Annotated in this window: 24 protein-coding genes and 5 pseudogenes; 9 read left to right on the forward strand and 20 right to left on the reverse strand. The window is 65.2% G+C overall.

What is annotated here, in order from left to right; genetic code table 11:
* Window positions 1-54 precede the first annotated feature (54 nt).
* From NI18_RS25705 to NI18_RS28065, 5 genes are all read right to left on the reverse strand, one after another.
* A complete protein-coding gene (locus NI18_RS25705) occupies window positions 55-294 on the reverse strand; it encodes a hypothetical protein (protein WP_198527014.1) in 240 nt (79 codons plus the stop codon).
* A 162-nt stretch (window positions 295-456) separates the two neighbouring features.
* Window positions 457-840 carry a hypothetical protein gene (locus NI18_RS13245; protein ID WP_037530385.1) on the reverse strand — a complete coding sequence of 128 codons (384 nt, stop codon included), beginning with the start codon at window positions 838-840 and terminating at the stop codon, window positions 457-459.
* 255 nt (window positions 841-1,095) lie between these two features.
* A complete protein-coding gene (locus tag NI18_RS13250; RefSeq protein ID WP_037530387.1) occupies window positions 1,096-2,070 on the reverse strand; it encodes a tyrosine-type recombinase/integrase in 975 nt (324 codons plus the stop codon).
* Window positions 2,067-2,441: a hypothetical protein gene (locus NI18_RS13255; RefSeq protein WP_037530451.1), complete on the reverse strand. Its 375-nt coding sequence runs from the start codon at window positions 2,439-2,441 to the stop codon at window positions 2,067-2,069. Before NI18_RS13255 ends, NI18_RS13250 begins: the two co-directional genes overlap by 4 nt.
* Before the next feature lie 167 nt (window positions 2,442-2,608).
* Window positions 2,609-3,310 (reverse strand): hypothetical protein, encoded by a 702-nt coding sequence (locus NI18_RS28065; RefSeq protein ID WP_037530389.1) that lies wholly within the window; start codon window positions 3,308-3,310, stop codon window positions 2,609-2,611.
* A gap of 270 nt (window positions 3,311-3,580) precedes the next feature.
* Here NI18_RS28065 and NI18_RS13265 point away from each other — a divergent pair.
* The 9 genes and pseudogenes from NI18_RS13265 to lgt all read left to right on the forward strand — a co-directional run.
* Window positions 3,581-4,687: pseudogene (locus NI18_RS13265) on the forward strand (IS1182 family transposase); the annotation flags it as partial.
* Entirely contained in the window at window positions 4,657-4,920 is a 264-nt protein-coding gene (locus NI18_RS27075; protein WP_306286407.1) for a transposase, read from the forward strand. The pseudogene NI18_RS13265 and the gene NI18_RS27075, both read left to right, overlap by 31 nt.
* A gap of 323 nt (window positions 4,921-5,243) precedes the next feature.
* Window positions 5,244-5,564, forward strand: a complete 321-nt coding sequence (locus tag NI18_RS13270; protein WP_037530392.1) for a metalloregulator ArsR/SmtB family transcription factor — start codon at window positions 5,244-5,246, stop codon at window positions 5,562-5,564.
* 2 nt (window positions 5,565-5,566) lie between these two features.
* Complete coding sequence (locus NI18_RS13275; protein WP_037530395.1) at window positions 5,567-5,992, forward strand: YeeE/YedE family protein; 426 nt, start codon at window positions 5,567-5,569, stop codon at window positions 5,990-5,992.
* A 4-nt stretch (window positions 5,993-5,996) separates the two neighbouring features.
* Window positions 5,997-6,440 (forward strand): DUF6691 family protein, encoded by a 444-nt coding sequence (locus NI18_RS13280; protein WP_037530397.1) that lies wholly within the window; start codon window positions 5,997-5,999, stop codon window positions 6,438-6,440.
* Window positions 6,437-7,216, forward strand: a complete 780-nt coding sequence (locus NI18_RS13285) for a sulfite exporter TauE/SafE family protein (RefSeq protein WP_037530400.1) — start codon at window positions 6,437-6,439, stop codon at window positions 7,214-7,216. Before NI18_RS13280 ends, NI18_RS13285 begins: the two co-directional genes overlap by 4 nt.
* 19 nt (window positions 7,217-7,235) lie before the next feature.
* Entirely contained in the window at window positions 7,236-7,985 is a 750-nt protein-coding gene (locus tag NI18_RS13290; protein ID WP_037530401.1) for an MBL fold metallo-hydrolase, read from the forward strand.
* Between the two features lie 36 nt (window positions 7,986-8,021).
* Complete coding sequence (locus tag NI18_RS13295; protein WP_037530404.1) at window positions 8,022-8,408, forward strand: rhodanese-like domain-containing protein; 387 nt, start codon at window positions 8,022-8,024, stop codon at window positions 8,406-8,408.
* Between the two features lie 47 nt (window positions 8,409-8,455).
* Entirely contained in the window at window positions 8,456-9,295 is an 840-nt protein-coding gene (lgt, locus tag NI18_RS13300; RefSeq protein ID WP_084215200.1) for a prolipoprotein diacylglyceryl transferase, read from the forward strand.
* A 96-nt stretch (window positions 9,296-9,391) separates the two neighbouring features.
* On the opposite strand, the gene NI18_RS27080 is transcribed toward lgt, so the two are convergent.
* The 15 genes and pseudogenes from NI18_RS27080 to NI18_RS13360 form a co-directional block, all read right to left on the reverse strand.
* Complete coding sequence (locus NI18_RS27080; protein WP_347574857.1) at window positions 9,392-9,547, reverse strand: DUF6118 family protein; 156 nt, start codon at window positions 9,545-9,547, stop codon at window positions 9,392-9,394.
* A gap of 94 nt (window positions 9,548-9,641) precedes the next feature.
* Window positions 9,642-10,073, reverse strand: coding sequence for a hypothetical protein (locus tag NI18_RS25710; RefSeq protein ID WP_037530406.1), 432 nt, complete (start codon window positions 10,071-10,073; stop codon window positions 9,642-9,644).
* The gene (locus NI18_RS13310) at window positions 10,070-12,571 is read right to left on the reverse strand and encodes a heavy metal translocating P-type ATPase (protein ID WP_037530408.1); all 2,502 of its coding nucleotides are present in this window, start codon (window positions 12,569-12,571) and stop codon (window positions 10,070-10,072) included. The genes NI18_RS25710 and NI18_RS13310 overlap by 4 nt, the downstream gene beginning before the upstream one ends.
* A complete protein-coding gene (locus NI18_RS13315; protein WP_052149197.1) occupies window positions 12,568-13,197 on the reverse strand; it encodes a cation transporter in 630 nt (209 codons plus the stop codon). Before NI18_RS13315 ends, NI18_RS13310 begins: the two co-directional genes overlap by 4 nt.
* A gap of 124 nt (window positions 13,198-13,321) precedes the next feature.
* Window positions 13,322-13,735, reverse strand: coding sequence for a hypothetical protein (locus tag NI18_RS27085; RefSeq protein WP_306286408.1), 414 nt, complete (start codon window positions 13,733-13,735; stop codon window positions 13,322-13,324).
* Window positions 13,722-14,183, reverse strand: coding sequence for a hypothetical protein (locus tag NI18_RS24395; protein ID WP_128082220.1), 462 nt, complete (start codon window positions 14,181-14,183; stop codon window positions 13,722-13,724). The genes NI18_RS27085 and NI18_RS24395 overlap by 14 nt, the downstream gene beginning before the upstream one ends.
* Window positions 14,184-14,217: 34 nt before the next feature.
* Complete coding sequence (locus NI18_RS13325) at window positions 14,218-14,733, reverse strand: SRPBCC family protein (RefSeq protein WP_084215201.1); 516 nt, start codon at window positions 14,731-14,733, stop codon at window positions 14,218-14,220.
* A gap of 51 nt (window positions 14,734-14,784) precedes the next feature.
* Window positions 14,785-15,138, reverse strand: a complete 354-nt coding sequence (locus NI18_RS13330) for a DUF190 domain-containing protein (RefSeq protein ID WP_052149198.1) — start codon at window positions 15,136-15,138, stop codon at window positions 14,785-14,787.
* Between the two features lie 45 nt (window positions 15,139-15,183).
* Window positions 15,184-18,428: pseudogene (locus tag NI18_RS13335) on the reverse strand (CusA/CzcA family heavy metal efflux RND transporter).
* Window positions 18,429-18,565: 137 nt separating this feature from the next.
* A complete protein-coding gene (locus tag NI18_RS13340; protein WP_037530461.1) occupies window positions 18,566-19,762 on the reverse strand; it encodes an efflux RND transporter periplasmic adaptor subunit in 1,197 nt (398 codons plus the stop codon).
* Between the two features lie 11 nt (window positions 19,763-19,773).
* On the reverse strand, window positions 19,774-20,355 hold the full coding sequence (locus NI18_RS25715) for a TolC family protein (RefSeq protein ID WP_306286412.1): 582 nt from the start codon (window positions 20,353-20,355) through the stop codon (window positions 19,774-19,776).
* A 66-nt stretch (window positions 20,356-20,421) separates the two neighbouring features.
* A pseudogene (locus NI18_RS27090) lies at window positions 20,422-20,772 on the reverse strand (TolC family protein); the annotation flags it as partial.
* 391 nt (window positions 20,773-21,163) lie between these two features.
* Window positions 21,164-21,505, reverse strand: a complete 342-nt coding sequence (locus NI18_RS24400) for a hypothetical protein (RefSeq protein ID WP_128082221.1) — start codon at window positions 21,503-21,505, stop codon at window positions 21,164-21,166.
* Between the two features lie 20 nt (window positions 21,506-21,525).
* Window positions 21,526-22,186 (reverse strand): annotated as a pseudogene (locus NI18_RS13355) (cation transporter).
* Between the two features lie 105 nt (window positions 22,187-22,291).
* A pseudogene (locus tag NI18_RS13360) lies at window positions 22,292-25,249 on the reverse strand (Tn3 family transposase).
* Window positions 25,250-25,371 lie beyond the last annotated feature (122 nt).

Genomic DNA, 25,371 nt, shown 5'->3' on the forward strand with positions numbered 1-25,371 from the left:
TTTTGGTTTACGGCAACACCGGTGCATGACCGACCGCAATAGCGATTAGCTCAGTCATAAGATCGCCGTTCCGCCGCATGTTACCCGGTAACGGCGCACGGGCACGCCGAAGAAGGATCGGGCCGATATTGTCGCCACCCAATCAATATCATTGGGCGCTACATCGGAATGCCGGCGGTTGGTGGTGCAGCTCCCCGGCATGTTCTCCAGGCGATCAAGCTTCATGGAGAACACGATCGGCCATACAGGCGGGGCGGAGTTTCGCATCCACCAGCGGGTTTGGTCGAAGCTCATCTGAATGACCGCGTGACGTGGATTAGCCTCGCTACTTACTGGCTCGCCGTATGCTGCCGAATGTCCAGCGAGGCGGCCGATTAGGCCGCCCGCCCCCAAGAGGGCGACCGCTAAAGCAACTGCTACGGTGCGTCTCATCGCGATAGCTGGCTCATGATCGCCTCATGAAACAACCGACATGCCGGTGGGTTCGGGCGTCCAGCGGCCGCCCTCGCGGACAAGGCGGAACTGCATTCCGTAGGCCCCGAGATTGCCAAACACGGCCGTCGCCCAAAAAGTCAGTACGCCGCGCCGATCCCGAGATTCGACCTTCACGGTATAGAGGATCGCGGCGGCCTTGGTTGCGGTGACGTAGGGATAGATGTCGGCCCTGCATTGAGAAGCAGGGACGGCAGGCAGGCGCAGCCGCTCGGCCAATCGCCGGATCGTCCTTTCAGGTGCGTCCTTCACAGCGCCATCGGCAAGCCCCTGCATCCCGACGCAGATTGCGCGCTTGCTTTCGCCTGGCCGCGCTCGTTCGACCGCCGCGTCGAACATCGCGTCCATCTGCGCCTCATTAAGACCGGTTGTGTCGGGAGCGCCGGGAATGGCGATGGCAACGCTCCTATTGTAAGTAGGGCCGGGCGCGGGTGGGGGCGGGGGCCGATTGTTCTGACGCGGTCGCTTGCAGAGATGGCCCGCCTTTCACGGCCGGCGCGTTTATCGGATTACACCCCGCCAGCCCTAGCATCGCTACAAAGATCGCGTTCGCAGCGGCTCTAGGACCCGCGCGGAAGAACCATCCCATTGTCGCTCCTGTCATCAAATCAGCACACGCTCCACCTCGTCCAGCGTCACGTCGTCAGGTCGGCGGTCGTAGAGTTGGGTGGTGCGCGTCGAACTGTGGTTCGCCATCGTCGCGGCTGTCTCCAAGGTGCCACCGTTCTTCAAATAGGTGGTGATCCCGGTCGCGCGGAAAGAGTGGTTGCCGATCGCCGTGCCGATCCCGGCCGCCGCCGCGCGCCGGCGCACCATCGCGAACGCATTGGCCTGGGGCAAGGGGGTGGCGCTTAGCCGCTTGGTCCCGCGCGCGATCGTGCGGAACAGCGGTCCCTTGCGATCCTCGCGCAAGCCGCACCCGTCGAGATATTCGGCCAGATAATGCTCAAGATTGTGATGACAGGGCATTTCGTGGCGCTTGCCGCCTTTCTCGTGCAGCCGCACCCATAGGCGGCGATTCTGCATGAACACGTCCTCGACCTTCATCGCCAGCGCCGCGCCGATCCGCGCGAAGCTATAGACCATGAGGCCGATAAGCGCGCGGTCGCGCAAGCCCGCGTCGGTGGACGTGTCGATGCTGTCGAGCAGCGCGCGCGCCTCCTGGGCGTCCAGCACCGGCGTCTTGCCGCGCCGCTGGCTGTACGCCGGCCCGCGCACCGATGCGGCGGGGTTCACCGGCACGACATGCCCCGTCACCAGCCAGTCGAACAGGTGACGCACGCCGGCGAGCTGCTGCTTGACGCTCGGCGCGGCCAGCTCGCCGGTCTGCGCCTCGATCCAGGCCGCGACGTGGAGCGGTTGCACCTGGGCGAGCGAGACGACGACGCGCGCCTCACACCAGGCCAGGAAGTCGCCCGCCGCGCGCGCATAGGCGCGCCGCGTATGCGGGTTGCGGATGGTGACGGCGAAGAACTCAAGGAAGCGCCGCCGCGTGGCGTCGTCGGCCGCCGCGATCAACGCCGGCAGCGCCAGCGCCGGCGTTGATGACGGCGAGGGCAGAGGGGCGAGCTGGTTCATCGCGCGATCTTCTCCCAGCGTGCCGCGTCGGGGCGCGGCTCGGCAATCAACTGCTTCATTTCCGCATATACTTGGGCAAACGGAATCGCCGGCCTCGGGTCGTCCAGCGCCGCCGCCAATGTCCGGCGTAGCAGCTCGTCGCGCAAATCGCGGTGTGGCTCCATGTCCATGAAGTCCCTGACGATCGCGAACACGGCCTCGGAAGGATCAACGAACATGCCGCGCTCGACCCGCTCCAACAGCCAGTCGGCCATGTCGCCGGTAAGATACGCCTCGAAGCGCAAGCCGCCCGCGCGGGCCTGCTCGCGCAGCGCCTTGGCCTGGTCGCGCTCGGCGTAGTTGTCGGCGAAAGCCTCGTCATCGTCGTCCATAGGGCGTCCTCTCGGCGGTGGATCTCCGGATCGTTTAAACGGCCTCGCCAGGATCGCCGCGATAGCGCACCCAAAGATCGTGCATCGCGTCGCAGTAGCCCCAGGCATCGGCGTAGGCGTGGGTTCCTGCGCCAGCCAGGCCATGATCGTCAGCATATCCTCGGCGATCACGGCATCGAGGTTGCAAAGATGCAGGATCGGGAAATGGCCGCACTCGTCGCCGTTCCACCATGCCAGCAGAAAATCCGCGACCTTCCCCGATGCGCCCGTCTCGGCCGCGCGCGTGGCGGGGCAGGGCGATGGGCAGCAAGCGGCCGATCGCCTCGCCGGCTTCGGCGAAGGTGACGGCCCGGATGGCGAGCCGGCGTTGCGGCGGCGTCGGGGTGGCCGTCCCGGTCATGCTCGGCCCCGCTCGCGGCGGTGACATGGGCGGCGGCGATCTTGCCGATACCGCGCAGCCTGACGATGCTGTCGCCGCAACCCTCCGGCACATTCGCGCCGGTCGCTTGCTCGATGTCGGGCAGGCTCCACCCTTCGCCGTCCTGACGCAGATGGGCGGCCGACGCGCGTAACCGCTCCCCGATCGCAATGGATTGGCCGGTCCCGTTCTCAACGATGCCGCCGCCTGTCTCGGCCAGGCTGACGGTGGAATCGAAGATCGGCAGCGCCGCCCGACCGTCCGAAACGACAACGATGCAGTTACCCCGGATTTGCAGCTCGCCCTCGTAGCGCGCTTCACCCCCGACCTTGCTGGCAGGCGAGGCGGTCAAGAGCCGGGGCAATGAACGCTGGCCGATCGCGGCCTGGTCCACCGTGGGCGCGCAGGCGTGGAGCAGCGGCAGGGCCAGCAGCAGGCGGGCCGTTCTCATCGCACCGGCTCCAATCGCCAAAGGCCCGTCGATATTCTTATGCACTGCGCGCGCTCCGCTCCTCGTCCAAGTGTGTGATAAAGGACATTATCATACATAAAGTGGCATGTGAATCCTGTGCGCCCCCCCTAGGCACCAACGACGCTTCGGGAACGAGGAGCAAAGGCCGCTACCCGGTGTCACATCCGACCGAGACTGTTGAAAAACGCGTGCTTGCGACGACGAGGAAGGCGTGATTCACTCCTGCCAGGCGGCGGGAGTATGGACATGATGGGTCGGCAGGTGGCGCAAGGCGCGCTGTTCTACGGTTTCCGGCTCGACGATCATGTGCCTGCCGACCACCTTCTCCGGCGCATCGACGGCGTGCTGGACCTCGGCTTCGTGCGTGAGGCGCTGGCAGCGAGCTACAGCGCGAGCGGTCGACCCTCGATCGATCCGGAGCTGATGCTCAGGATGCTGCTTGTCGGCTACCTGTTCGGCATCCGCTCGGAACGGCGCCTGTGCGAGGAAGTGCATCTCAACCTCGCTTATCGCTGGTTCTGCCGGCTCGATCTGGGCGACCGAGTGCCCGACCATTCCACCTTCTCCAAGAACCGGCACGGCCGCTTCCGCGCCTGCGACTTACATCGTCTGCTATTCGAGCAGGTAGTCGCGCGGTGCGCCGCGGCCGGGCTGGTAACGGGGCGCGACTTGGCGGTGGACGGCAGCACGATCATGGCCGACGCCAGCCGCGAGAAGAAGCTGAAGGGGGCCGTCGCCGCAGACGAGCTTCGTGCCGGGGAAAGCATATCGCGACCCGTCGCCGAATATCTGGCGGCGCTCGATGCCGCGTTGCCGCCGGACCCCGACGAACCAGCGCCCGTCGATCCGACCAGCATCTCGCCGACCGACCCGCAGGCGGCGCTGACCTGCAAGCACGGACCGGCGCGCTACGCATACGCCATTAACCCCCTGCTCGACCTCGACACCGACTGCATCCTCGACGTGGAGGCGACGCCCGCCCGCTTCGCAGCCGAGGTGGCGGCGACCCGGACGCTGGTGTCACGCGCCGGCACCAGGCTGGGCATCGAACCCGAGAGCCTCGCGGCTGACAAAGCATATGGCAGCGGCCCGTTGCTCGGCTGGCTAATCGACCGGAAAATCACCCCGTACATCCCGGTCATCGACCGCAGCCGCCAACGCGACGCCTTCTTCACCCGTGATGCTTTTCGCTATGACCGCGAGGCCGATACCTATCGCTGCCCGGCCGATAAGCCGCTCGGCTATTGCGGCACCAAACGCGCCAACCAAGTTCGCGTATACCGAAGCCATGTTGCCGATTGTGCTGGCTGCGAACTGAAGCCCCGATGCACCGTCAGCCGGAAACGCAGCATCACCCGCCTCGTCAGCGAGGATGCCCGCGATGCCGCGCGCGCCCTTGCCGGCACCGACGCTATGTGCACGCGCGGCGTCGAAGAAAGCGGATCGAGCGCGTGTTCGGCCACCTGAAACGCAACTTGGGGCTACGAACGCTCAAGCTGAGAGGCCTCGCCGGAGCAGCTGAGGAGTTCTCCATGGCTGCCGCGGCATACAACCTCCAGCTGCTGGCCCGGCAGGCCGCGCCGGCCTGATACGCGGCGCATCCTCCGGTGCCCGGCGTCACCTGTCATCCACCACGCTGATCCCACGCGATCCTTTTTCAACAGTCTCGACCGGTTGTGACGCGCGTCGAAGACTCAGTCGGGGATGAGCGCGTAGCCTTGTCGACCAGCATTGGTTGCTTACGCTCTAGCGCTTCAATGGCGCACAGGACCGCTTTCTCAAAGGATGCCGCGATAGTCCGGCGAAATAGTAGCGCACGGAAACCTCCTAAGCTGGCTTGATCGAACGCGCATCCATCATATATGTTACATATAAGATGTTTGGAGCAATCGTGCCACCTTCTCTCGTTAAAATGTCCCCAGAACTTCTGGAGGAAAAGGCCGGCGAAGCAGAAGCGTTCCTCCGTTCGCTGGCGAGCCGGCACCGCCTGATGATCCTGTGCAGCCTGCTCGGCGGGGAGTTGTCGGTAACCGAACTGGGCGAGCGCCTCGGGCTGACACAATCCAATTTGTCCCGCCACCTTGCCACTCTGCGCGACGAGGGCCTGGTCGGCACGCGGCGGGAGAAAACGACGATCTTCTACCGCATCACGTCCGAACGCGTGCTGCCGATCCTGACGGAACTCTACGCACTCTTTTGTGCTGGCGCCGATCCTGAACAAGGAGAATCCTGACGATGGAGGGTTTCACCCCATTTTCGACCATCGTGGGCGGCGCGCTCATCGGCCTCTCGGCTTCCCTCCTGTGGATCGCCAACGGGCGCATCGCCGGTATCAGCGGCATCGTCGGCGGCGTGCTTGCGCCCGTCCGCGGCGAGGTGGCCTGGCGCGCAACGTTCCTGGTCGGCCTGCTCGCCGCGCCCTTTCTCTACCGGGCGGCGGGCGGCGTGCTGCCGGACCTCACGTCGCCGGCCCCAGTCGTCGTCGTGATCGCAGCCGGCCTTCTGGTGGGATTCGGAACTCGGCTCGGGAGTGGTTGCACCAGCGGGCATGGTGTCTGCGGGATAGCGAGGCTTTCGCCCCGCTCGCTTGCCGCGACCGGCGTCTTCCTCATCACAGCGGCTGCGACCGTGTACGTCGCCCGACACGTCGTGGAGTTCTGAGACAATGAGGAAGCTGCTCGTCGCGCTGGCCTCGGGGCTCATCTTCGGCTTCGGTCTGATCGTCTCGGCCATGATCAGCCCAGGCAAGGTGCTGGCGTTTCTCGATGTCGCCGCGCCATCATGGGACCCTAGCCTGGCCCTGGTGCTGGCCTCGGCCGTCACCGTTTCAGCCTTGGGCTTCGCACTCGGCCGAAGGCGCAATGCTCCGCTTTTCGCAACCACGTTCAATGGGCCATCGACCCGGTCCCTGGACATGAAGCTTCTCTCAGGCGCGGCTTTGTTCGGCGTTGGATGGGGCCTAGTCGGCTACTGCCCTGGTCCGGCCCTGGTCGCCCTGAGCCTCGGGGCGCCGGCGGCACTGGTGTTCGTCATGGCGATGCTGGTGGGCATGGGCGTCTTCGCCGTTCAGGAACGCTATCGCGCGTCCAGGGCCGGGGCTAACCCATGACGCCGGTCGACATCCTCACGCTCATATCCGGCGTCCTCGTCGGCTTCACCCTCGGGGTGATCGGCGGCGGCGGTTCGATCCTGGCCCTGCCATTGCTGCTGTATGTCGTGGGCATGAAGGACCCGCACGTCGCGATCGGCACGAGCGCGCTGGCAGTGGCCGCCAATGCCTTCGTCAACCTGGTCCAGCACGCCCGTGCCGGAACCGTGAAGTGGCCCTGCGCTCTCGTCTTCGGGGCGTCGGGCGTCATCGGCGCCCTGATCGGCTCCACCCTGGGCAAGATGGTGGCGGGTCAGCATCTCCTGGTGCTGTTTGCGGGCGTGATGATCGTGGTCGGCGTTTCCATGCTGCGCGGCAAATCCGGGGGCGGCGATCCGGACGTGCGGATCACGCGGCCGATCGCTGTCCGGCTCGTGGTGATCGGCCTTCTCGCCGGCCTGCTGTCAGGGTTCTTCGGCATCGGCGGCGGGTTCCTGATTGTGCCCGGCATCATGCTCGGCAGCGGCATGCCCATCCTCAACGCGGTCGGATCGTCGCTGTTTTCGGTGGGAGCGTTCGGCTCGGCGACAGCCTTCAACTATGCCCTGTCAGGTCTCGTGGATTGGCGCGTGGCCGGCTTCTTCATCGCTGGCGGGGTCGCTGGCGGCATTGCCGGCATGCAAACGGCCCTCCGGCTCGCCGATCATAAGGGCCTGCTCACCCGCATCTTCGCTTTCGTCCTGCTGGCCGTGGCCGCCTACATGCTGTTCCGCAGCCTGGGCGGGATCGGCAGCTAAGCACCATTGGAGACCGATCATGATCTTTCGTCAGTTGTTCGAACCTGAGTCCTCGACCTACACCTACCTCCTCGGCTGCCCGGAAACGCGCAAAGCCGTCCTGATCGATCCTGTCCTCGAAACGATCGAACGCGACCTTGCCGCGCTTCAGGAACTGGATCTCGAACTGGCCTATACGTTGGAGACGCATGTGCATGCGGACCACGTCACATCGGCCTGCTATCTCCGCAGCCTTACCGGCTCCAAGATCGCGTACCCCGCCATGGACGGCCTCCCCTGTGCTGACGTGGGGGTCGCCGAGGATCAGCCTCTGACTGTCGGCGCCCTCAAGCTTCAGCCGCTGTTTACGCCGGGACACACCGATGCCCACCATACCTACCTGGTCGATCAGCCCGATGGTCTTCGCGCCTTCACCGGCGACGCCCTGCTGATCGACGGCTGTGGGCGGACCGATTTTCAGAACGGGGACGCCGCCACGCTCTATCACTCGGTCACGCAGAAGATTTTCACGCTGCCGGGCGACGGGCTGATCTTCCCGGCTCACGACTACAATCATCGCCACATCACGACAGTGGCGCAGGAGCGCGAACGAAACCCGCGCCTTGCGGGCAAGACCGTTCAGGAATTTGTCGCGATCATGGACGCTCTCGATCTTCCCTACCCAAAGAAGATCGACGTTGCCGTTCCGGCTAACAAGCTTTGCGGTGATTGCCCGACAGACCTGCCGGAACTGTTGCGCCAGATAGGCGGCAAGTCGCAGCAGGGTTGATCGATCCGCTACAGGTTCATTTACAGGAGAAAGTCGATGCCAACACGCACCTCGAAACAGCTGGTTTCTGAAGCGAATGCCCTTGTCGAAACTATCGCGCCTGAGGATGCAGCCAAACTTGTCGGCAACCCCGAGGTCCAGTTCGTTGACATCCGCGAGCCAGGGGAAGTCGCGAAATCGGGGCTGGTGGCTGGTGCGGTACATGTCCCGCGCGGCCTTCTGGAATTCCAGGTCGATCCTGAAAGCCCCACCCATAATGTCAAACTCGCCGCCGGATCGCGGTTGGTGCTCTATTGTGGGTCCGGCGCCCGCTCAGCGCTTGCCGCAAAATCACTCAAGGAGATGGGCGTGGAAAATGTCGCCCACGTGCCCGGCGGGTTCGCGGCGCTCAAGGATGCCGGCGCTTCAATCGCACCGGAGTAATCCCATGGCGCGCTCGAGCACCCATCCTCGCTGGCAGGATACAATCCTTGGATAGCCCTATCGCATTTGCCAGCCTGGGATTGAGCCCGATTGCCATCTCCATAGGCCCGCTAGACATCCGCTGGTACTCGCTGGCCTATATCGCCGGCATTATTGCCGGATGGTGGTATCTGTTGCGGCTGCTGGCCCAACCCGCGGCCCCGATGAACCGCCAGCAGGCTGATGATCTCGTATTCTATGCGACGCTTGGCGTCATCCTGGGTGGCCGCCTTGGCTATGTAATCTTCTACGGTCCTGAGATGATCCTCCACCCCCTGCAAATCCTCAAGCTGTGGGATGGCGGCATGTCGTTCCACGGGGGTGCCGCCGGCGTCTCACTCGCGCTGATCCTGTTCGCGCGACGACACGGCCTCGAATGGCTGCGGGTCCATGATTATGTGGCCTGCACCGTGCCGATCGGCCTGTTCTTCGGTCGCCTCGCTAATTTCGTGAATGGCGAGCTTTGGGGGAAGCCCACCGATGTGCCTTGGGCGATTGTGTTCCCTGGAAGCCGCGACGGCCTCGCGCGTCATCCGAGCCAGCTCTACGAGGCCGGGCTGGAAGGACTGGTCCTATTTGCGGTGCTCGCGTGCCTGTTCTGGTTTACCAACGCCCGGCGCCGCCCTGGCATGCTCGTCGGCGTGTTCCTTCTTGGCTATGGGCTCGCTCGCTTCACTGTCGAATTCTTTCGAGAGCCCGATGCCCAGCTTGTCGGCTTCGCAGCCAGAACAGGGCTTCACATGGGTCAGTGGCTCACGGTTCCTATGATTGCGGCGGGTATCTATCTGATAGTCGCAGCTTGGCGCCGGCGCGCGCAACCAGCAGGGCAAATCAGCGACCCGCATTGATGCGCTTTGTACCCGCGCCTTTTCAAAGTGAGCCAGCAATCGATGCCAAAATCGACTTGCAGTGGATAGAAACTACCGGTCGCGATCTGGTGCCGGTTAAGGTCTAGCGCCAACTTTGATCGTGCATCGCACGGTATCGCGCGTTCGGGCTGCGGCCTTTCGGCATCCCCCGATCGTCTCGCGATTGGCCGTCACGATCCTGTCGCCCGCGACGATCGCGCCGAACTGCACCGGATCGGCGCTCTGCATCATGCGCTGCTCATCTGGTGATGCATCGGTCGTTCTCCGTTAGAGCCCCCGCCCACTTCTGATACGTGCCGCACGGCGTTCCCCCTCGAAAGGATGCTCAGGGAACGGGAATGGACTGCCTGCGGTCGCACAAGGTGAAGCGGAATGAGCTTCCGATCGGCAACCTGGACACGGCCCTGCGGGAGATGAGCCAGGTTCCTCGCCTGTAGAAGCGTACGCTCAGCGTGCGACCCTCGCCCAATGGCAACACCAGCTCGGGATCACTAAGGCGTGTGCAGGGATGCTCGGCGGTCCCGGCGTCGAGGAACGCGCGCGTGCTGCCCATATAGGGCCTGAACGTGATGCTGACGGGGACGCCGCCGGCGTCTAATCTTACTCCCGTGCCGGTTCGATGAACTCGGCTATCAACTGGGTGGATCCGACGGTGGCTTTCCTGAATGCCGCCTGCTGCCGGAGCCGCCAAGATGGCTCCGGGCGCGATCTGTAGTACGACCGCGACAGCGATCGCCATCGCGGTCAGCCGTGTCATGCCGCAGTCCCCGTCGGATCGCGGTAGGCTAGCAGACGCAGCGCGTTAACGACCACCAGCAGGGTCGATCCCTCGTGCAACGCCACTGCTGGACCGATGCCGAGGCCAAGGATGGTCGCCGGCACCAGGAAGGCGACGACGCCGAGGCTGACGAAAACGTTCTGGCGAATGATACCGCGCGTGTGGCGGCTGAGGCCGACGGCAAAGGGAAGGTGCGACAGATCGTCGGCCATGAGCGCGACGTCGGCGGTTTCCAGGGCGACGTCGGAACCGGCCGCACCCATCGCGATCCCGACCGTTGCGTTCGCCATCGCTGGCGCGTCGTTGACGCCATCGCCAACCATCGCGACCTTGTCCTCGCCGGCAAGCTTTCGGATCGACGTGACCTTGTCCTCGGGCATAAGGTCGCCCCACGCTTCGTCGAGGCCGACGTCCTTCGCAATCGCGTCGGCAACCTTCTGGTGATCGCCGGAGATCATGATCATTCGAGTGATGCCCATATCGCGCAGGCGCTTGAGCGCAGTCCGTGCCGCAGCGCGCGGCGTGTCCATCAGGCCGATAGCTCCGATGTCCCGATTGCCCTTTCGCACCACCATCGTCGTGCGCCCACCCTCGCGCAGCTTGGCGATCGCGCTCGTCGCACTGATGTCCAGCGCGGGAATGCCCTCGACACCGAACATCTCGGCCTTGCCGATCCACACCGCTTCGCCCTCGACAGTCGCGGTAACGCCACGTCCGGTCAGGCTCCTGAGGTCGGTAGCGGTCGGCAGACCGCGCTCGCCCAGCCGCTCGCGGCCGTCCTTGACGATCGCCTGCGCGAGGGGGTGATCGCTCAGGCTTTCCACCGCGACCGCGAGCGCGAGCAGCTCGTCCTCGCTGGCACCGTCTACCGGCAGTATGTCGGTGATGCGCGGACGACCCTCCGTCAGCGTGCCGGTCTTATCGAACGCGATCGCCTTCAACGAACCGAGGTTCTCGAGCGGCGCGCCGCCCTTTATCAGCACGCCGCCCCGGGCCGCGCGCGCGACGCCGGATAGCACAGCGCTTGGGGTAGCGATGGCGAGCGCGCACGGGCTCGCGGCGACCAGCACTGCCATCGCACGGTAGAAGCTGTCGCGAAACGGCTCGTCCACCACCACCCAGGCGAAGAGCAGCACGAAGGCGAGGATCAGAACCGCGGGCACGAAGATGCGCTCGAACCGGTCAGTGAAGCGCTGGGTAGGCGACTTCTGCGTCTCCGCTTCGCTGACCATCTTGACCACCTTGGCCAGTGCGCTCTCGTTTGAGCGCCGTGTTACCTCGATCTCGATCGCTGAACCCCCATTGATCGTGCCGGCGAAAACGCGCGATGCCGCGTCTACTGCATCGGGTTTGGCCCGCGCCGCCTCCAAGTCGGTAATGGGCACTTTGTCGATCGGGATGCTCTCTCCAGTGACAGGCGCCTGGTTGATGGCGCTCGTCCCTTTGACGATGAAGCCGTCCGCGGGCAGGCGCTCGTTGGGGCGGACGACTGCGACATCGCCGATTATTAGTTCTTCTACCGGCAGCTCGACCATCTGCCCCTGGCGACGCACCGTTGCGGTCTCCGGGGCAAGCTCTGCCAGCGCCTCGATCGCGCGCTTGGCGCGGCCCATCGCATAATGTTCGAGCGCGTGCCCCAGGCTGAACAGGAACAAGAGCAACGCGCCTTCTGCCCAGGCCCCGAGCGCCGCCGCGCCCGCCGCCGCGACCAGCATCAGCGTGTCGATCTCGAACTTGTGGAGCCTCAGATTGTCGATCGCCTCACGCAGCGTGAAGAAACCGCCGAATAGATAGGCCGCTACGTAGCAGGCGGTGGGCAGCCATTCCGGCGCGCCCGCAGCCAGCTTCTCGATGGCGAAGCCGATGCCGAGCAGGGCACCGCACGCGAGTGCAAAGATCAGCTCCGTGTTCGGCCCCAGGAAGTTGGCATGCCCGTGGTCGTGCCCGTCGCTGGGGCCATGCTTCGCGTCGGTGCTACCGCTGTGCTCGCCCGGACCGTGGTCGTGTCCGGCATGCTCGGAGGCTCCCTGCTTTACGGGCCTGACGTCGAGCTTGCCCATCGCGGCAACGATCGCGGCTTCGTCGATGCGCTCGCGATCATACTCGACTCGGACGGTGTTCGACGAGCTGGCGTCGGCTTGCAGCACGCCCGGCATCGCGCAGAGCGTCTCGCTGACAGTGCGGGCACGACGCTCATGACCGATGCCCTCCACTTGCCAAGTCGCATGCCCGTAGCGCCCGCTGATCTCGGCGCCTGCGGCCCGCACCATGTCGCGCACGCGGGGCAGGGGGAGCATCGCGGGGTCGAAGTGTATGCAGAGCTTGGCGGGCACATCTGCGGTTGCCGCCAGGACGTGCGCGCGCTCCACGCCGGGCTTAGCGCTTAACGTCGAGACCAGCCGTCCAACGCACGCATCCGCCGCATCGGGAACCTCGGGCAGGGCGAGAGGAATGTCGAGTTCGAGCTTGTCGTTCATCGCGCCTCGTTCCCGTCTTTCTTGGCTTCAGCCCGAGCATCGCGGAGGATCTCGATCCCTCCCTTGATCGCAATGAGCGCGGTCGCGAGCCCGACCACGAGGTCGGGCCAATTTGATCCGAGCCATAGCACCAGCGCGCCCGCGATCAGGATGCCACCGTTGGAGATGAAGTCGTTGAAGCTGAACGTGGTCGCGGCGCGAAGATTGACGTCGGGCTCTTTCAGCTTCTGGAGGAGGCGAAGGCAGACATAGTTCACGACCGCCGCGACGAATGCCATCACCATCATGGTGGGCCCGATCGGCTCGCTGCCCTGAAGATAGCGACGGCCGACATCGACCAGAATACCAACCGCGAACATGAGCAGCATCACGCCGGAAGCCGTCGCGGCTCGTGTCTTCCAGGTCTGGCCATGGCTCAGCGCGACCAGGCTAAGCGCATACACTGCCGTGTCGGAGAGATTATCAACACCGTTGGCGATCAGCGCGCTGGAGTCGCCAAGGACGCCGGCGATTCCGAACCCTATGGCCAGTCCGAGGTTGAGCAGGAGCACGATCCAGAGTGTCCGCCGCTCGGCCGGGATCGAACGCTTGTCGGAAGCGAGTCCGGCCTGTGCATCATCACTCATTGCTTATCCCTCCGGAATTGGCGCAGCGCCCAGGCGCCGGCCGTGCTTGATTGTGAGGCCCCAAGCACCGCACCGGGGCTCGAAGGATCGTTCGTCGTCTTAGGGGTGCCGGTGCGTACTTCGCTCAATTCTGCTTCCTGCACACGCGCTTGAGACCCTGCGCATCCACCAATCGAAGCTCGTTGCCGGTCATGATCGCGCTCTCGCTGTCCCCAACATATTGAAGGCCTTGCGCGGGCGCGGACAAAACACGCGGCGTTTCCCGTTCTACTCGACGCAGTTCGATCGACAGTCCTTCGTCCTTGAAGTCAACGAACAGAGGCTCTCCGTCATCGCACGCGTAGAGATGCCGCCCGCGCACCCCGCTCGGCGTCTCGGAGTCTCGCGAGTGGATCTCCTGTTCGGTCGTTGCACCGGGCTTCCTCTCCTCAGCGCACGCCGCCACAACAGTGGCGAGAACAATTACGACCACCATCGCTATCGTGCGCCAAGCAGCGTGAACTCCCGGGCTGCTCCAGCTTCGATCAATGCGATTCATCGCCGCTCTCTCCAAAGCAACGTTTCGACGAGCTTCCAAAGTAAGGAATGAGGCAAAGATGCAGGTGCTGATCCGCAAGCACGCGCCATTCCGTCTTCACCGTGTAGAAGGTACACCGCTGGGCGCGGCGCAGACGCGAAATGCCATAGGTGGTCTCGACAGCGACCACCTGATCACTCGCGTCCGCTAGTTCCAGCTGAACGCCGCGAGGGCTGTAGGCAAACCCGGTGCGGCATAGCCTTCCCCAAGCGCGCAGCCCTTCCGGCGATTGCCGAAGGTCAGGCCGGCTAATCTTATAGCTTCGGGACAGAGGAATCTCGGTATGTGCATTAATCCAGGGCAGGTCCCGATAGGCGGTGCTACACCCGCCCAAAGTGGCCAAGAGAAAGGCGGCGGCCGCGACTGTGCTGACTGAACGCGGGCGCGCGTTTGGTGCGTTGTCGCTCATTGGAACTCCTCGTGCTGAATAGCGGGAGCAGACCTCACGTGTCGCGCTTCCGCAAATGTGTAGCGTGGCGTGCACGACTGGCGGCCGCGCGACGTTTTCCGCGATTGCTGGCAGGACGGGGCGGACGACCGGCGCCGCGCAAGTATCGATCGAGCGCCTGGTCCGTGCTCACGATGAAGTCGCGAAGCTGTCTGTTGACCCCCGGGATGATGCGCTTCAGGAGCCCGCGGCTCTCCATGATGTGTCGCAGCGTCGCCCCATGCTCGCTCGCTTCAATGTAAAATATCTCGTCAAAGCGGAGCAGGCCCTTGATGCCGATTGTCCAGCCAAACGCGTCCGGCTCGGACAGGCAGGTGACCGTCGCCGTGGAGGTGATCCTCCGCCGGAATGCTCTGTTGCGGATGCTGTAATCAACCATTTGTCCTACCTCCGGCGTACCGGCGGCGGTAACGAATGGGTGCCAGCGGGCGTAGGCATCAAGCTTGGTCAGTGTTGCCCACACCTGCCAAGGCGAAGCCGCCAATTCGATGCTGTTCTCGACGCTGACCATTGGCTCGCCCTCACGCGCTTCGTCGCCGCGCTTGCGCCCGGCACCAGCTCCTCACGGCTCGTCCCGCTTGCGCTGTGGGCGGTGCGAGGGTTGGGCCAGCACTTCGATGCGCTCCAGCGTAACCATGCCGATGTCACGCAAGTCGGCGAGATCGCCCATGAAGGCGCGCAAGCGCTCCTCGGCGTCGACTATCTCGATAACCAACGGCGGGTTGTCGCTGATCCCGAATAAATGATGGGCGTGGATCAACGAGCCGCGACCGTAGCCCGTGACGCCGCGCAACACCGTTGCTCCCGCCAAGCCTCGATCGCGCGCCTTGCGGACGATCATATCGGCCGCACGCTCGTCGCCGCACGAGGCGTCCTCGTCCGTGTAGAGAAGTGCCGGGTTGGTGATCGTCGTCATACGCTCTCCTTTCCTGGGCGTGCGCGCGCCGACCGTTGCGCCGCGTCATCCGACCGGCATTGGCGCCTCGTGCGTCGCCTCCTGGTGCTCCGCGCGCGGGCGTTTGGTGCGGGCCAAAATCAGGCGGCTGATCGCCGGCAGGACCAAGAGTGTGAGCAGGGTCGTCGTGATCAGCCCGCCAATCACCACCACCGCCAATGGACGCTGAAGTTCCGCACCCGTGCCGGTCGCGATAGCCATCGGCACGAAGCCGAGCGCCGCCACGAGCGCAGTCATCAGCACCGGCCGCAGACGCTCCATTGCACCCTCTCGGATCGCGTCCTCGATCGGCAAGCCGGCGGCCAGCCTCTTCTGGATGCTCGTCATCATGACGAGACCGTTCAGCACCGCCACGCCCGAAAGCGCGATGAACCCGACAGCAGCCGACACGGAGAAGTCGAGGCCCGCGAGCGCGAGCCCGAACACGCCGCCCGCTAGTCCTAGCGGCACCACCGAGTAGACCGCGATCGCGGGCGCAGCTCCTCCCAGCGCCATGAACAGGATGGCGAAAATAAGTAGGAACACGGCCGGGATCACGATGGAGAGCCGCTGCGAAGCGGCTTGCAGGTTCTCGAACTGCCCACCCCATTCGAGATACGAACCGGTGGGCAACTGCACCTCGCGTCCGACCCGCGCCTGCGCGTCCGCGACGTAGGAGCCGATGTCGCGACCGCGGATGTTCGCGGACACGACGACGCGGCGCTTGCCGTTCTCGCGGCTGACCTGGTTCAGGTTCTCCGAAAAGTTGAACCGTACGAGCGAACTCAGCGGTACTGAAGACGCCAGCCCCGCACCCGACGCAGGCAATCGGACCGGGAGCGCGCCGACAGCGGCCAGATCGTCGCGGGTGACATTGGGCATGCGCACCACGATGTCAAAGCGTCGGTCGCCCTCGAAGAGCAGCCCCGCCTCGCGACCGCCGAGCGCCGCCGCGACCGTGTCAGCGACGTCCTGTACGGAGAGGCCGTAGCGGGCGATGGCGTCACGATCGAACTCGACGTTGAGCGTGGGAAATCCACCGGTCTGCTCGACGCGCAGGTCCGTCGTGCCCTCAATCGTGCCGAGCACCGCCGCGATCCGGTTGGCGGTCTGCCCCATGACCTCAAGGTCGTCCCCGTAGACCTTGATGCCGAGGTCGCCGCGAACGCCGCCGATCAGCTCGTTGAAGCGGAGCTGGATCGGTTGGCTGACCTCGTAGGCATTGCCCAGCAGCCCTTCGAGCTTCTTTTCGACGCGCTCGACCACCTCGGCCTTGCTCTCGACACCAGCCGGCCACTGATCCTCCGGTTTCAGGATCACGAACCCGTCCGAGATGTTCTGCGGCATGGGATCGGTCGCGACCTCGGCGGTGCCGGTCTTGGCGAACACCACCGCCACTTCGGGCAGCGTCGACAGCTCGCGCTCGATCCGCCGCTGCATCGTGAGCGACTGCTCGAGCGAGGTAGACGGTATGCGGATAGCCGCGACCAACAGGTCCTTCTCATCGAGGGTGGGGATGAACTCCTGACCCAGCGTCGAGAAGACTAGGCCGGCGACCGCGAAGATTGCGACACCGCCGCCGATGAACGGCCAAGGACGCGCCAGAGCGCGCCGGAGCCACGGGTCGTAGCGGTCCTTGGCGACCGCGATCACCTTGACCTCCTTCTCCGACACCTTGCCCCGGATCAGGATGGCGACCATCGCCGGCACGAAGGTCAGCGACAGGACGAACGCACCGGCGAGCGCCAGCATGACGGTGGTAGCCATGGGCGAGAACATCTTGCCCTCGACGCCCTCGAAGGTGAGGAGCGGCGCAAAGACGAGGAAGATGATCGCCTGACCGTAGATCGTCGGTTGGATCATTTCGCGGGACGCCGCGATCGTCTCCTCCAATCGCTCGCGAAGCGTGAGGAGGCGTCCCTCATGGTGCTGGCGCTCGGCCAACCGCCGGAGCGAGTTCTCGACAATGATGACCGCGCCGTCGACGATCAGCCCGAAGTCAAGCGCGCCCAAGCTCATCAGGTTGCCCGACACTCCCAAGCGGTTCATACCGATCGCCATCAGCAGGAATGACAATGGAATGATCAGCGCCGCGATGATCGCCGCGCGAATGTTGCCGAGTAGGAAGAACAGGATCGCGACCACTAGCAGCGCGCCCTCGCCGAGGTTCTTCTCGACGGTTCCGATGGTCGCGTTGACGAGCTTGGAGCGGTCGAGGAGCGTCCGGACCTGGACACCGGGTGGCAGCGATTTCGTGATCTCGGCGAGGCGCTCGGCCGCCGCCTGCGCTACGATCCGGCTGTTGCCCCCGACGATCATCAGCGCGGTGCCGACCACGCCCTCCTGCCCATTGATGCTGGCGGCGCCGGTGCGGAGTTCGCCGCCGATCACGACCTGGGCGACGTCTCGTACCATGACGGGCACGCCCTCCCGGGTGGCGACCACCGCGCGCCCGATCTCGTCATATGATTTGAATCGCGCGTCGGCGCGAACGAGGAACGCCTCGCCCCCGCGCTGGATGAAGTTGGCGCCGACCGACAGGTTGGCCCGCTCCAATGCCTCCGCCAGCTCGGAGAAAGATACGCCCAACGCCGACATGCGCGCCGGGTCAGGCTGAACGACATACTGTTTTTGGAAGCCGCCGATCGAGTCCACGCCGGCCACGCCCACGACCGAGCGGAGCTGAGGCCGGATGATCCAGTCCTGCACCGTACGCAAATAGGCGAGCCTGGACACCTCGCTGGTTAGACGCTCGCCCTCAGGCGTCAGGTACGATCCATCGGGCTGCCAGCCGGTCTTGCCGGCCGCGCGCGCGCCGGGAGCGGGCGGCTTCCCGAACTCGACCGAGTACATGAGGACCTCGCCGAGCCCGGTAGTGAGCGGCCCCATCTGCGGCTCGACCCCGGTGGGCAGCGTCTCGCGCGCTGGGTGAGGCGCTCGGCCACCTGCTGGCGAGCGAAATAGATGTCGACGCCTTCGTCGAAGATCACCGTCACCTGGCTGAAGCCGTTCCTGGAAATGGAGCGTGTGCTCTCGATGCCGGTGATGCCCGCCATCGCGGTCTCTACCGGAAAGGTGACCAGCCGCTCCATGTCGAGTGGGCCGAATGCGGGCGCGGTGGTGTTCACCTGCACCTGCTTGTTGGTGATATCGGGCACCGCGTCGATCGGCACGCGGGTGAGCTGGAACGCGCCGTAGATTGCTACGACGAGCGTGATGAAGAGGACGACCCATCGCCCCCGGACGGAGACGGAGATCAGGCGATCGATCATGAGGAGAGTCCCGGGATGCGTGCCGCCGCTAACGCGCTAAGCGCGTCGCGGACGCTTGGAAGGTTGGAAACGTGAGCGGTCACCGCTCGCTGGACGGCGGAACGGCTGTCAAACGGCTGGGTCGTGTCGCGCATGGCTCAGTGTTCCTCCTCGCTCGCGCCGAGCTGCGACTTCAGCACGAAGGCGCCCCGTGTCGCGATCACCGCGCCGGGCTGAAGCCCACCGACGATCTCCGCACGGCCGCCGCTGCGCGCACCCACCGTAATTGCCTGCGCCTGGAAGCCGTTCGGCCGGCGTACGAACACCTGGTCGCGACCCTCGATCTGCTGAATCGCTTCCTCCGGGACAACGATCTGCCCGCCGCCCGATGCGTTGCGGGGTACGAGGCGCACCCTCAACGATTGCCCAGGCTGGAGCCCGGCGGGTGTGCCCGCAGGCACGAGCACGACCGTCGCAGTGCGGGTCTCCGCGTCCAGGCTCGGTGTCGTCGAGCGGACGGTGGCGGCGACGGTACCACCGCCCGGAAGCTCTATCACAGCCCGATCCCCGATCGAGATCCGCCGCGCATCGACTGCGGGCACAGCCGCGTTGATCTGTATCAGATTGGGGTTCGCAATTCGGAACAGCTCGGTTCCCGCCGAGACGAAGGCTCCAAGCTGCACCGAGGCCGCCGTAACGCGCCCGCTGATTGGACTGGTGAGGATGAGATACCGTCCATCAGAAGAGATTCCGGCGGCCGAAGCCGCCGTCTGCGTACGCCTGGCTTCCGCGTCGGCCTCGGCCAGCGCCGCCCGCGCCGCCTCAAGGTCTTGGCGTGCGGTGACGCGAGCGTTGTAGAGTCGATTCTCGCGGGCGTAGGCGGCGCGGGCGAGCTGAGCACGAGCGCGAGCGGCCGCGCGTTCGGCGGCGAACGTGGCGGCGTCGCGGCTCTCCAGATAAGCGACCGCCTCGCCCGCCCGCACGGGATCGCCCAACCGCTTCAGAATGCGGCTCACTGCCCCGTCTGCGCGCGCGGCGAGCGATGCGGACCCTTGGGGAGAGGGCTCTACCGTCGCCTGCGCGATGATCTCGGAGCCGAGTGTGCCGGCCGCAACCGTTTCGGTCTGAATGCCGATGGAGGCGAGCTTCGCCTGGTCAAGCGCGACGAACCCCTCGGGGCCGTGCCCGGCTTCCTCGCCTTCGCTCGCCTTACCTGCCGCGGTGGGGGCAGCCGGCGCAGCGGCCGGCTCCGGCGCGAACACCGTGCGCCCGAGGATGATGCCGCCGGCACCCACGATCAGCGCTACGCCACCCACGGCAGCGAGCAGTTGCTTCCTGTTGTTCGAGAAGTCCATCATGTTCATCCTCATTGGGCAGCGGCGCGAACGAGCGTTGCCGAGGCCTCCGCCAGCGCTACGCGCGCGTCGATCAGTTCGCCTTGCGCGGCTGCGAGCGCCTGCTGAGCGTCGAGCAGTTCCAGGAGCGTCAGGCGCCCAGCGCGATAAGCGAGATTAGCTAGCCGCAGCGCCTCGGCCGCCTGGGGGAGCGCTGCGCCCTCAAGCGCGTCGACCCTTGCACGCGCGGCGTCGAGATTGGTCTGCGCATTGCGGATCCGAGCCGTTGCGAGCGCGAGCGCCGCGTCGCGCCTAGCCTCGGCCGCACGGATCGCGGAGCCCGCGGCGGCAATGTTTCCCTGGTTTCGGTCGAACAGCGGCAGCGGCACCGACACTCCCGCAACCAGCGCGGTATCGCTGGTCTGCTGAAGCCGGCGCAACCCTATGCCGACCGAAGGGTTCAGGCGTCGGGCGATCTGCTCCTGCCGGAGCGCCGCCTCCGCCTGAAGTCTATCGGCCTCCGCCAACCTCACCTCGAGTGTAGCGCGCGCCTCGATCTCACCTAGCGCCACTGGCGCAAGCGGGCCAGTAACAGCCCCCACCTCTCCGGTCATGCCGAATAGCCCCGCGAGCAACCGGCGAGCTGTTAGGTCCGCGGCTTCCGCCGCCCTCAGCGCCGCCTCGGTCTGGGCGAAGTTGGCGCGCGCCCGGAGTGCGCGCAACGGCGGCTCACGGCCGGCGGCGACGAGTTCATCAGCGATGCGGGCAAGTTCACGCGCGCGCTCGGCATTGTCGCGCGCTAGCTGCAGGCGATCTCGGGCAGCAACCGCGCCCGCGAACTGCGTGCGAACCGCCTGAACCAGGTCGGCGCGCGCGATCGCGAGCCGAAGCTCCTGCGCCGCGAGCGCTGCTTGGGCAACGTTGACGCGCGCTGACCGGCGACCGAACAGGTCCAGCTGCTGGTTGAGCGTGACGGTGGTCTCGACCGAGTTCAGTCCGGAGTAGGCACCGCTGCCTGTGAAGTTCTCGACGTCGACGCTGAGCTGCGGGTTGGCACGGAAGCCCGCCTGGCGGAGCCGCCCGCGGCTCGCGTGACGTCGGCCTGGGCGGCCACGACTGTGGGCGACCGCGCAGCGGCTTCCTCAAGTGCCTGCTCCAGCGTCAGCGTCTGCGGCAGTGGGCCGGTGCGGGGGCTAGCGGGGCGCCGGGCGACGGCGGACCGGCGATCGTGGACTGCGCTAGCGTGCTGGGGGCTGTCGCTGGTTGCGCGATCGGAGCCGTGGCGGAGCCGCCCGCCGTTTGCGCCTGCGCGATCGTCGCGCTGGACGCCACGGCCATGGCGACCGCGATGAAACGATTCATTCATTGAACTCCTGACAATCCTGAAATGCCCGCGCGGTAGCGCGCGGGTCGAGGAGACTGTCAGGCTTGGGGTGGTCTCAGTGTCGGATCGGATTTGGTTCCGCCCATATGGACAGGAAGCCAGACAGGTGGCGCGGGGGTGAGTACATACACCTCAAGCACCGGCTCGGCGGTGGCGGGCGTCGCCATATGATGGCCATGACAACCGGCCATGCAGCGCAGGCACCCCTTGTCCGCCGTTCCCTGCTTCTGTCCGTGGCCCTGCTCATAATCGAATGCGAGAGAGTTCGACGCCACTGACACGTCGGCGCAGTTTACCGTCTCACGAGCATGCGCCACCGAGCCCAGACCGAGTCCAAGGGCTACCAGCGTGAACAAGACAAGGCGCAGCAACGAACGCATTCTAAACGTGCCCCTAGCAGCTAAACACGATGCTGTAACCGCCGAAGTTCAATATCCGCAGCGGACTCTACTGATTTAAGCTCGCGCCGTGCTTGGGCTACGATCTGGGCGCCGCCCCAAAGTCCAAGCCCCGCCATCAGGCCTGCCACGATCAGGTCCGGCCATGCGGTGCCGGTCCCGAACACACCCGCGGCTGCCGCGACAACAGCGATGTTGCCGATCGCGTCATTGCGCGAGCAAATCCAGACTGAGCGCATGTTCGCATCACCCGTCCGGAAGCGGTAGAGCATCACCGCGACGAAAGCGTTAGCGAGCAGCGCCGCAATTCCGACTGCGCCCATGACCTCGGCCTCGGGCACGCGCCCACCCATGATCGCCCAAAGCGTCGCAATAAGGACGTAAAGGCCCAGCAGCACGAGCGTCGCGCCCTTGAGAAGCGCGGCCCGGGCGCGCCAGACAAGCGCCATTCCGGCGACGCCCAAGCTGATCGCGTAGTTGGCGGCGTCACCAAAAAAAATCGAGCGCGTCAGCCTGGAGCGCTTTCGATCCGCCCACGACGCCGGCGACGATCTCGATCGCGAACATGCTCCCGTTGACCGCTAGCGCGATCCAAAGCGCGCGCCGCCATGCGGGGCTGTTGCTCGCTGGCTCGCTATCAGAGGGGCAGGAATTGCACGCCATGATCGCTACCTCGATCGAATCGTCATGGCATCCTATATGGACCCTGTAGGGGTGACTACACGAAAGTGACGTATCTGCACGGAAAGGGCGAACGGATAGCGAACGTCACGCGGCAAGTAGGGAGTTGACGGCGCGCAGCGGTCGCAAGGCGTCCGGATCGGGTTGATCTTCAACATTCCAGCTATAGTCACCGGTCAGCGAGATATGCTCCCAGCCCAATGGCGCGATGTGGCGTGCGATTTCGTCGGCTGTGCCGATGTCCGCCAGCGCCATTTCGAGATAGCGAGTGTTCCACAAGATGATGGCGGCGACGAGCAGGTTGAGGCCGGAGGCGCGATAGGTCTGGTTCTCGAACCGACGATCGCGCAGTTCGCCGAGCTGGTTGAAGAAGAGCGCGCGGGCGAGCGCGTTGCGGGCTTCGCCTTGTTGAGGCCCGCCTGGGTGCGCCGGCGCAGGTCGATGTCGCGCAGCCAGTCGAGCATGAAAATGGAGCGTTCGAGGCGGCCCAGCTCGCGTAGTGCGAGGGCCAGTCCGTTCTGTCGCGGATAGGCGGACAAGCGGCGCAGCATTGCCGAAGCAGTGACGGTGCCGGTGCGGATCGACGTGGCGAACCGCAGCAGTTCGTCCCAATGCGCCGCGACATGACCCAATGCGATCGGTTCGGCCGTCATGCCGGCAAGCAAGGGGCCGGATTCTTGGCCGGGAAGGAGGTGTAAACGACGCTCCTTGATGTCGCGCAGGCGCGGCGCGAAGCGGTAGCCGAAGAAGGGCATGAGGCCGAACACATGGTCCGATGCCCCGCCCGTATCGGTGTAGTGCTCCTCGATCGTCAGGCCGGTCTGGTGATACAGCAAGCCATCCAGCACATAGGGCGCTTCGCCAGCGGTCGCCGCGATCACCCGACTTGCGAAGGGGTCATATCGATCCGAGACATGGGTGTAGAAGGCAACGCCTGGTTCGTTGCCGCTGCGCGCGTTGATGTCGCCGATCGCGGCCCCACGGCCCCCGGCATGAAATTGCTGTCCGTCGCTCGACGAAGTGGTGCCGTCTCCCCACAGCGCGGCGAGCGGCATGGCGCGATGGGCGTCGATCAGCCTTCCCAACGCTTCGCCATAGGCGGCTTCGCTGATGTGCCAGTCGTGAAGATGGGCGAGCTGACGCAGACTTGCGCCCCGGCAGGTTTCCGCCATGCGTGTGAGGCCGAGATTGATGCCATCGGCGAGGATGACCGTGAGCAGCGCATTGCGATCGTCGGCTTCCCGGCCCGAACGACGATGGATGAAGCATTCGCTGAACCCGGTCCAGGCATCGACCTCCAGCAGAAGATCGGTGATCTTCACGCGCGGCAGTCGATCATAGGCGGCGCGACGGGCAATCTCGGTGGCGGGCGGTGTTGCCGCCTTCAGCGGCGAGATGATGAGACCGTTTTCGTCAAGCTTAACCTGGGGCAGCTCCCCTTGCCGTGCAAGGACCGTTACCTGCTCGATCGCCGTGTCGAGCTGGTGCGCCGTTCCTCGATATGGCGCTCGAAATCCGTTTCGATGGCGAGCGGCAACGGCCCCTTCTCGCGCAGCGCCGCAAAGGTCGCCGGCGGTATGAGATAGCTGTCGAAATCGCGAAACTGCCGGCTTCCCCGCGACCCATATATCCCCCGGCTCGCAACCGCTCGCGTAGTTGACAAGGCGCATAGTTCATAAGCGGCACGATCAACGATGCCATCCCGCAGGACGAACGGGCGCCATGCGGGCGGCACAAAGCGTAGCGGCACGCGATCAGGCAAGCGCCGTTTGCCGGTCCGATATAGCTCCGCGATGATGGCCAGCGCTGACAGGAGCCCCTGAACCGCGCCGGCGCCGCGAAACTCGAAGGCGTGAGAAAAGCGCCGACAAAGAGCTTCACCGTCCGATGCCGCTCGATCAATTCGGCGGTGCGATCGACGGTTTCCGGTCGCCGAGCACTTCGGCCTGCTCGACGGCCACGGCGAAGTGCTGCCAGTCCAGCGCCTCGATCTGCGCCAGAGAATCCACGCCCTGCTGCGCGCGCGATGAGGAGGCGGCAAGACCCCGTGAGCGTCCCGGAGGTGCCTTGCAACTCGCGCACCGTCTTGAGGCTTTGTCGCGGGTCCGGTTCTCGGCGCGGCGCGCCATGCTGCCCAACAGCTTGTCGAACATCGTCAGGGTGGCGGTCGGTTCACGGCTTTCCCGTCAAGCCCGGATGCCGGTTGCCGCCAGCGTCGCATGGCGGCGCAGGGCATTGAGTTCGCCAAGGTGCTGGGGTGTGATGCGGCTGCCTTCGTCCGCCAGCCTGTCAAAAGTCAAAGCCGGGATCATGTCGGCACGGGCGCGATCGAGGCCCAGCGCGCGGATATAGGCGAGCCGTTCGATCAGGCGCAGGATGTTGCGCGCTGCCGGCGATTGTGGCGCATTGCGCATCCAGGATAGCCATGTCGCGACCTGCCCCCGGTCGTCGGGCCAGCAAATCGTCCAGGCCCTGAAGGGTGTCAGGCAGCAGGCCATTCGTGAGCACTTCATAGGTAAGCTGTTCGGCTTGCTGGCGCGCCCGCCGCAGCACCGCTTCGAGAATCGACGGAGAAGGCAGGAGGATCTGCAGGCGCCGGAGTTCATCGACGATGACGTCTGCCATCTGGCCGGGGTGTATGATGGTCTGCGCGATTGGGACCGAGAAGGCGACAACTTCACGGAAAGCGTTGCGGTCAAAAATCCTGAACCCGTGCGATCGTCGGATTTCGACGAGATGCTCGCGACGGGTCTGGTCCCGATGGGCATAATCCGCGAAGGCTGCCGGCGCGACGCCGAGTTGCTGCGCCACATAGGCGAGCACAGGAGCGGGCGGGACTTCGCCCGCTTCCAGCGCACGGCCAGGCCATCTCATATATAGCATGAGCATCGCATAGCCGAGCCGGGTGGCATCGCCGCGACGGCGGCCGACAATTTCCAGGTCGTCGCTGGTCAGCGTATAATGACGCGCGATCTCGCGCTCATCGAGCGGCGCGCCATAATGCCTCGCCCAGATTTCCAGGCTCACCAGTCGCCGTCTCGCCAAGCATCATCTCCTTCGCTTTGCGTGTCCGTCAGACGGTCCTCTGGCGGCCAACAGGAATATGTCCGTTAACTCTGGACCTGTAACGGCGATTCGGACAAGATCGCATAATGACGGGAAAACGG

This window comes from Sphingomonas sp. Ant20, from assembly GCF_000783375.1.
In the GTDB taxonomy this organism is placed as follows: Bacteria; Pseudomonadota; Alphaproteobacteria; order Sphingomonadales; family Sphingomonadaceae; genus Sphingomonas; species Sphingomonas aerolata.

Excerpts from the sequence above, each read along its gene's own strand:
- NI18_RS13275 (WP_037530395.1), top strand. The coding sequence starts at position 5,567 with ATGGAGGGTTTCACCCCATTTTCGACCATCGTGGGCGGCGCGCTCATC.
- NI18_RS13245 (WP_037530385.1), bottom strand. The coding sequence starts at position 840 with ATGGACGCGATGTTCGACGCGGCGGTCGAACGAGCGCGGCCAGGCGAA.
- NI18_RS25705 (WP_198527014.1), bottom strand. The coding sequence starts at position 294 with ATGAGCTTCGACCAAACCCGCTGGTGGATGCGAAACTCCGCCCCGCCT.
- NI18_RS27080 (WP_347574857.1), bottom strand. The coding sequence starts at position 9,547 with ATGATGCAGAGCGCCGATCCGGTGCAGTTCGGCGCGATCGTCGCGGGC.
- NI18_RS13325 (WP_084215201.1), bottom strand. The coding sequence starts at position 14,733 with ATGGTCAGCGTCGAGAACAGCATCGAATTGGCGGCTTCGCCTTGGCAG.
- NI18_RS13310 (WP_037530408.1), bottom strand. The coding sequence starts at position 12,571 with ATGAACGACAAGCTCGAACTCGACATTCCTCTCGCCCTGCCCGAGGTT.
- NI18_RS13280 (WP_037530397.1), top strand. The coding sequence starts at position 5,997 with ATGAGGAAGCTGCTCGTCGCGCTGGCCTCGGGGCTCATCTTCGGCTTC.
- NI18_RS13255 (WP_037530451.1), bottom strand. The coding sequence starts at position 2,441 with ATGGACGACGATGACGAGGCTTTCGCCGACAACTACGCCGAGCGCGAC.
- NI18_RS24395 (WP_128082220.1), bottom strand. The coding sequence starts at position 14,183 with ATGAGCGACAACGCACCAAACGCGCGCCCGCGTTCAGTCAGCACAGTC.
- NI18_RS27085 (WP_306286408.1), bottom strand. The coding sequence starts at position 13,735 with ATGAATCGCATTGATCGAAGCTGGAGCAGCCCGGGAGTTCACGCTGCT.
- NI18_RS27075 (WP_306286407.1), top strand. The coding sequence starts at position 4,657 with ATGCACCGTCAGCCGGAAACGCAGCATCACCCGCCTCGTCAGCGAGGA.
- NI18_RS28065 (WP_037530389.1), bottom strand. The coding sequence starts at position 3,310 with ATGAGAACGGCCCGCCTGCTGCTGGCCCTGCCGCTGCTCCACGCCTGC.
- NI18_RS13270 (WP_037530392.1), top strand. The coding sequence starts at position 5,244 with ATGTCCCCAGAACTTCTGGAGGAAAAGGCCGGCGAAGCAGAAGCGTTC.
- NI18_RS13340 (WP_037530461.1), bottom strand. The coding sequence starts at position 19,762 with ATGGACTTCTCGAACAACAGGAAGCAACTGCTCGCTGCCGTGGGTGGC.
- NI18_RS13315 (WP_052149197.1), bottom strand. The coding sequence starts at position 13,197 with ATGAGTGATGATGCACAGGCCGGACTCGCTTCCGACAAGCGTTCGATC.
- NI18_RS13295 (WP_037530404.1), top strand. The coding sequence starts at position 8,022 with ATGCCAACACGCACCTCGAAACAGCTGGTTTCTGAAGCGAATGCCCTT.
- NI18_RS25715 (WP_306286412.1), bottom strand. The coding sequence starts at position 20,355 with ATGACCGGAGAGGTGGGGGCTGTTACTGGCCCGCTTGCGCCAGTGGCG.
- NI18_RS13330 (WP_052149198.1), bottom strand. The coding sequence starts at position 15,138 with ATGACGACGATCACCAACCCGGCACTTCTCTACACGGACGAGGACGCC.
- NI18_RS13285 (WP_037530400.1), top strand. The coding sequence starts at position 6,437 with ATGACGCCGGTCGACATCCTCACGCTCATATCCGGCGTCCTCGTCGGC.
- NI18_RS13250 (WP_037530387.1), bottom strand. The coding sequence starts at position 2,070 with ATGAACCAGCTCGCCCCTCTGCCCTCGCCGTCATCAACGCCGGCGCTG.
- NI18_RS13290 (WP_037530401.1), top strand. The coding sequence starts at position 7,236 with ATGATCTTTCGTCAGTTGTTCGAACCTGAGTCCTCGACCTACACCTAC.
- NI18_RS24400 (WP_128082221.1), bottom strand. The coding sequence starts at position 21,505 with ATGCGTTCGTTGCTGCGCCTTGTCTTGTTCACGCTGGTAGCCCTTGGA.
- NI18_RS25710 (WP_037530406.1), bottom strand. The coding sequence starts at position 10,073 with ATGACACGGCTGACCGCGATGGCGATCGCTGTCGCGGTCGTACTACAG.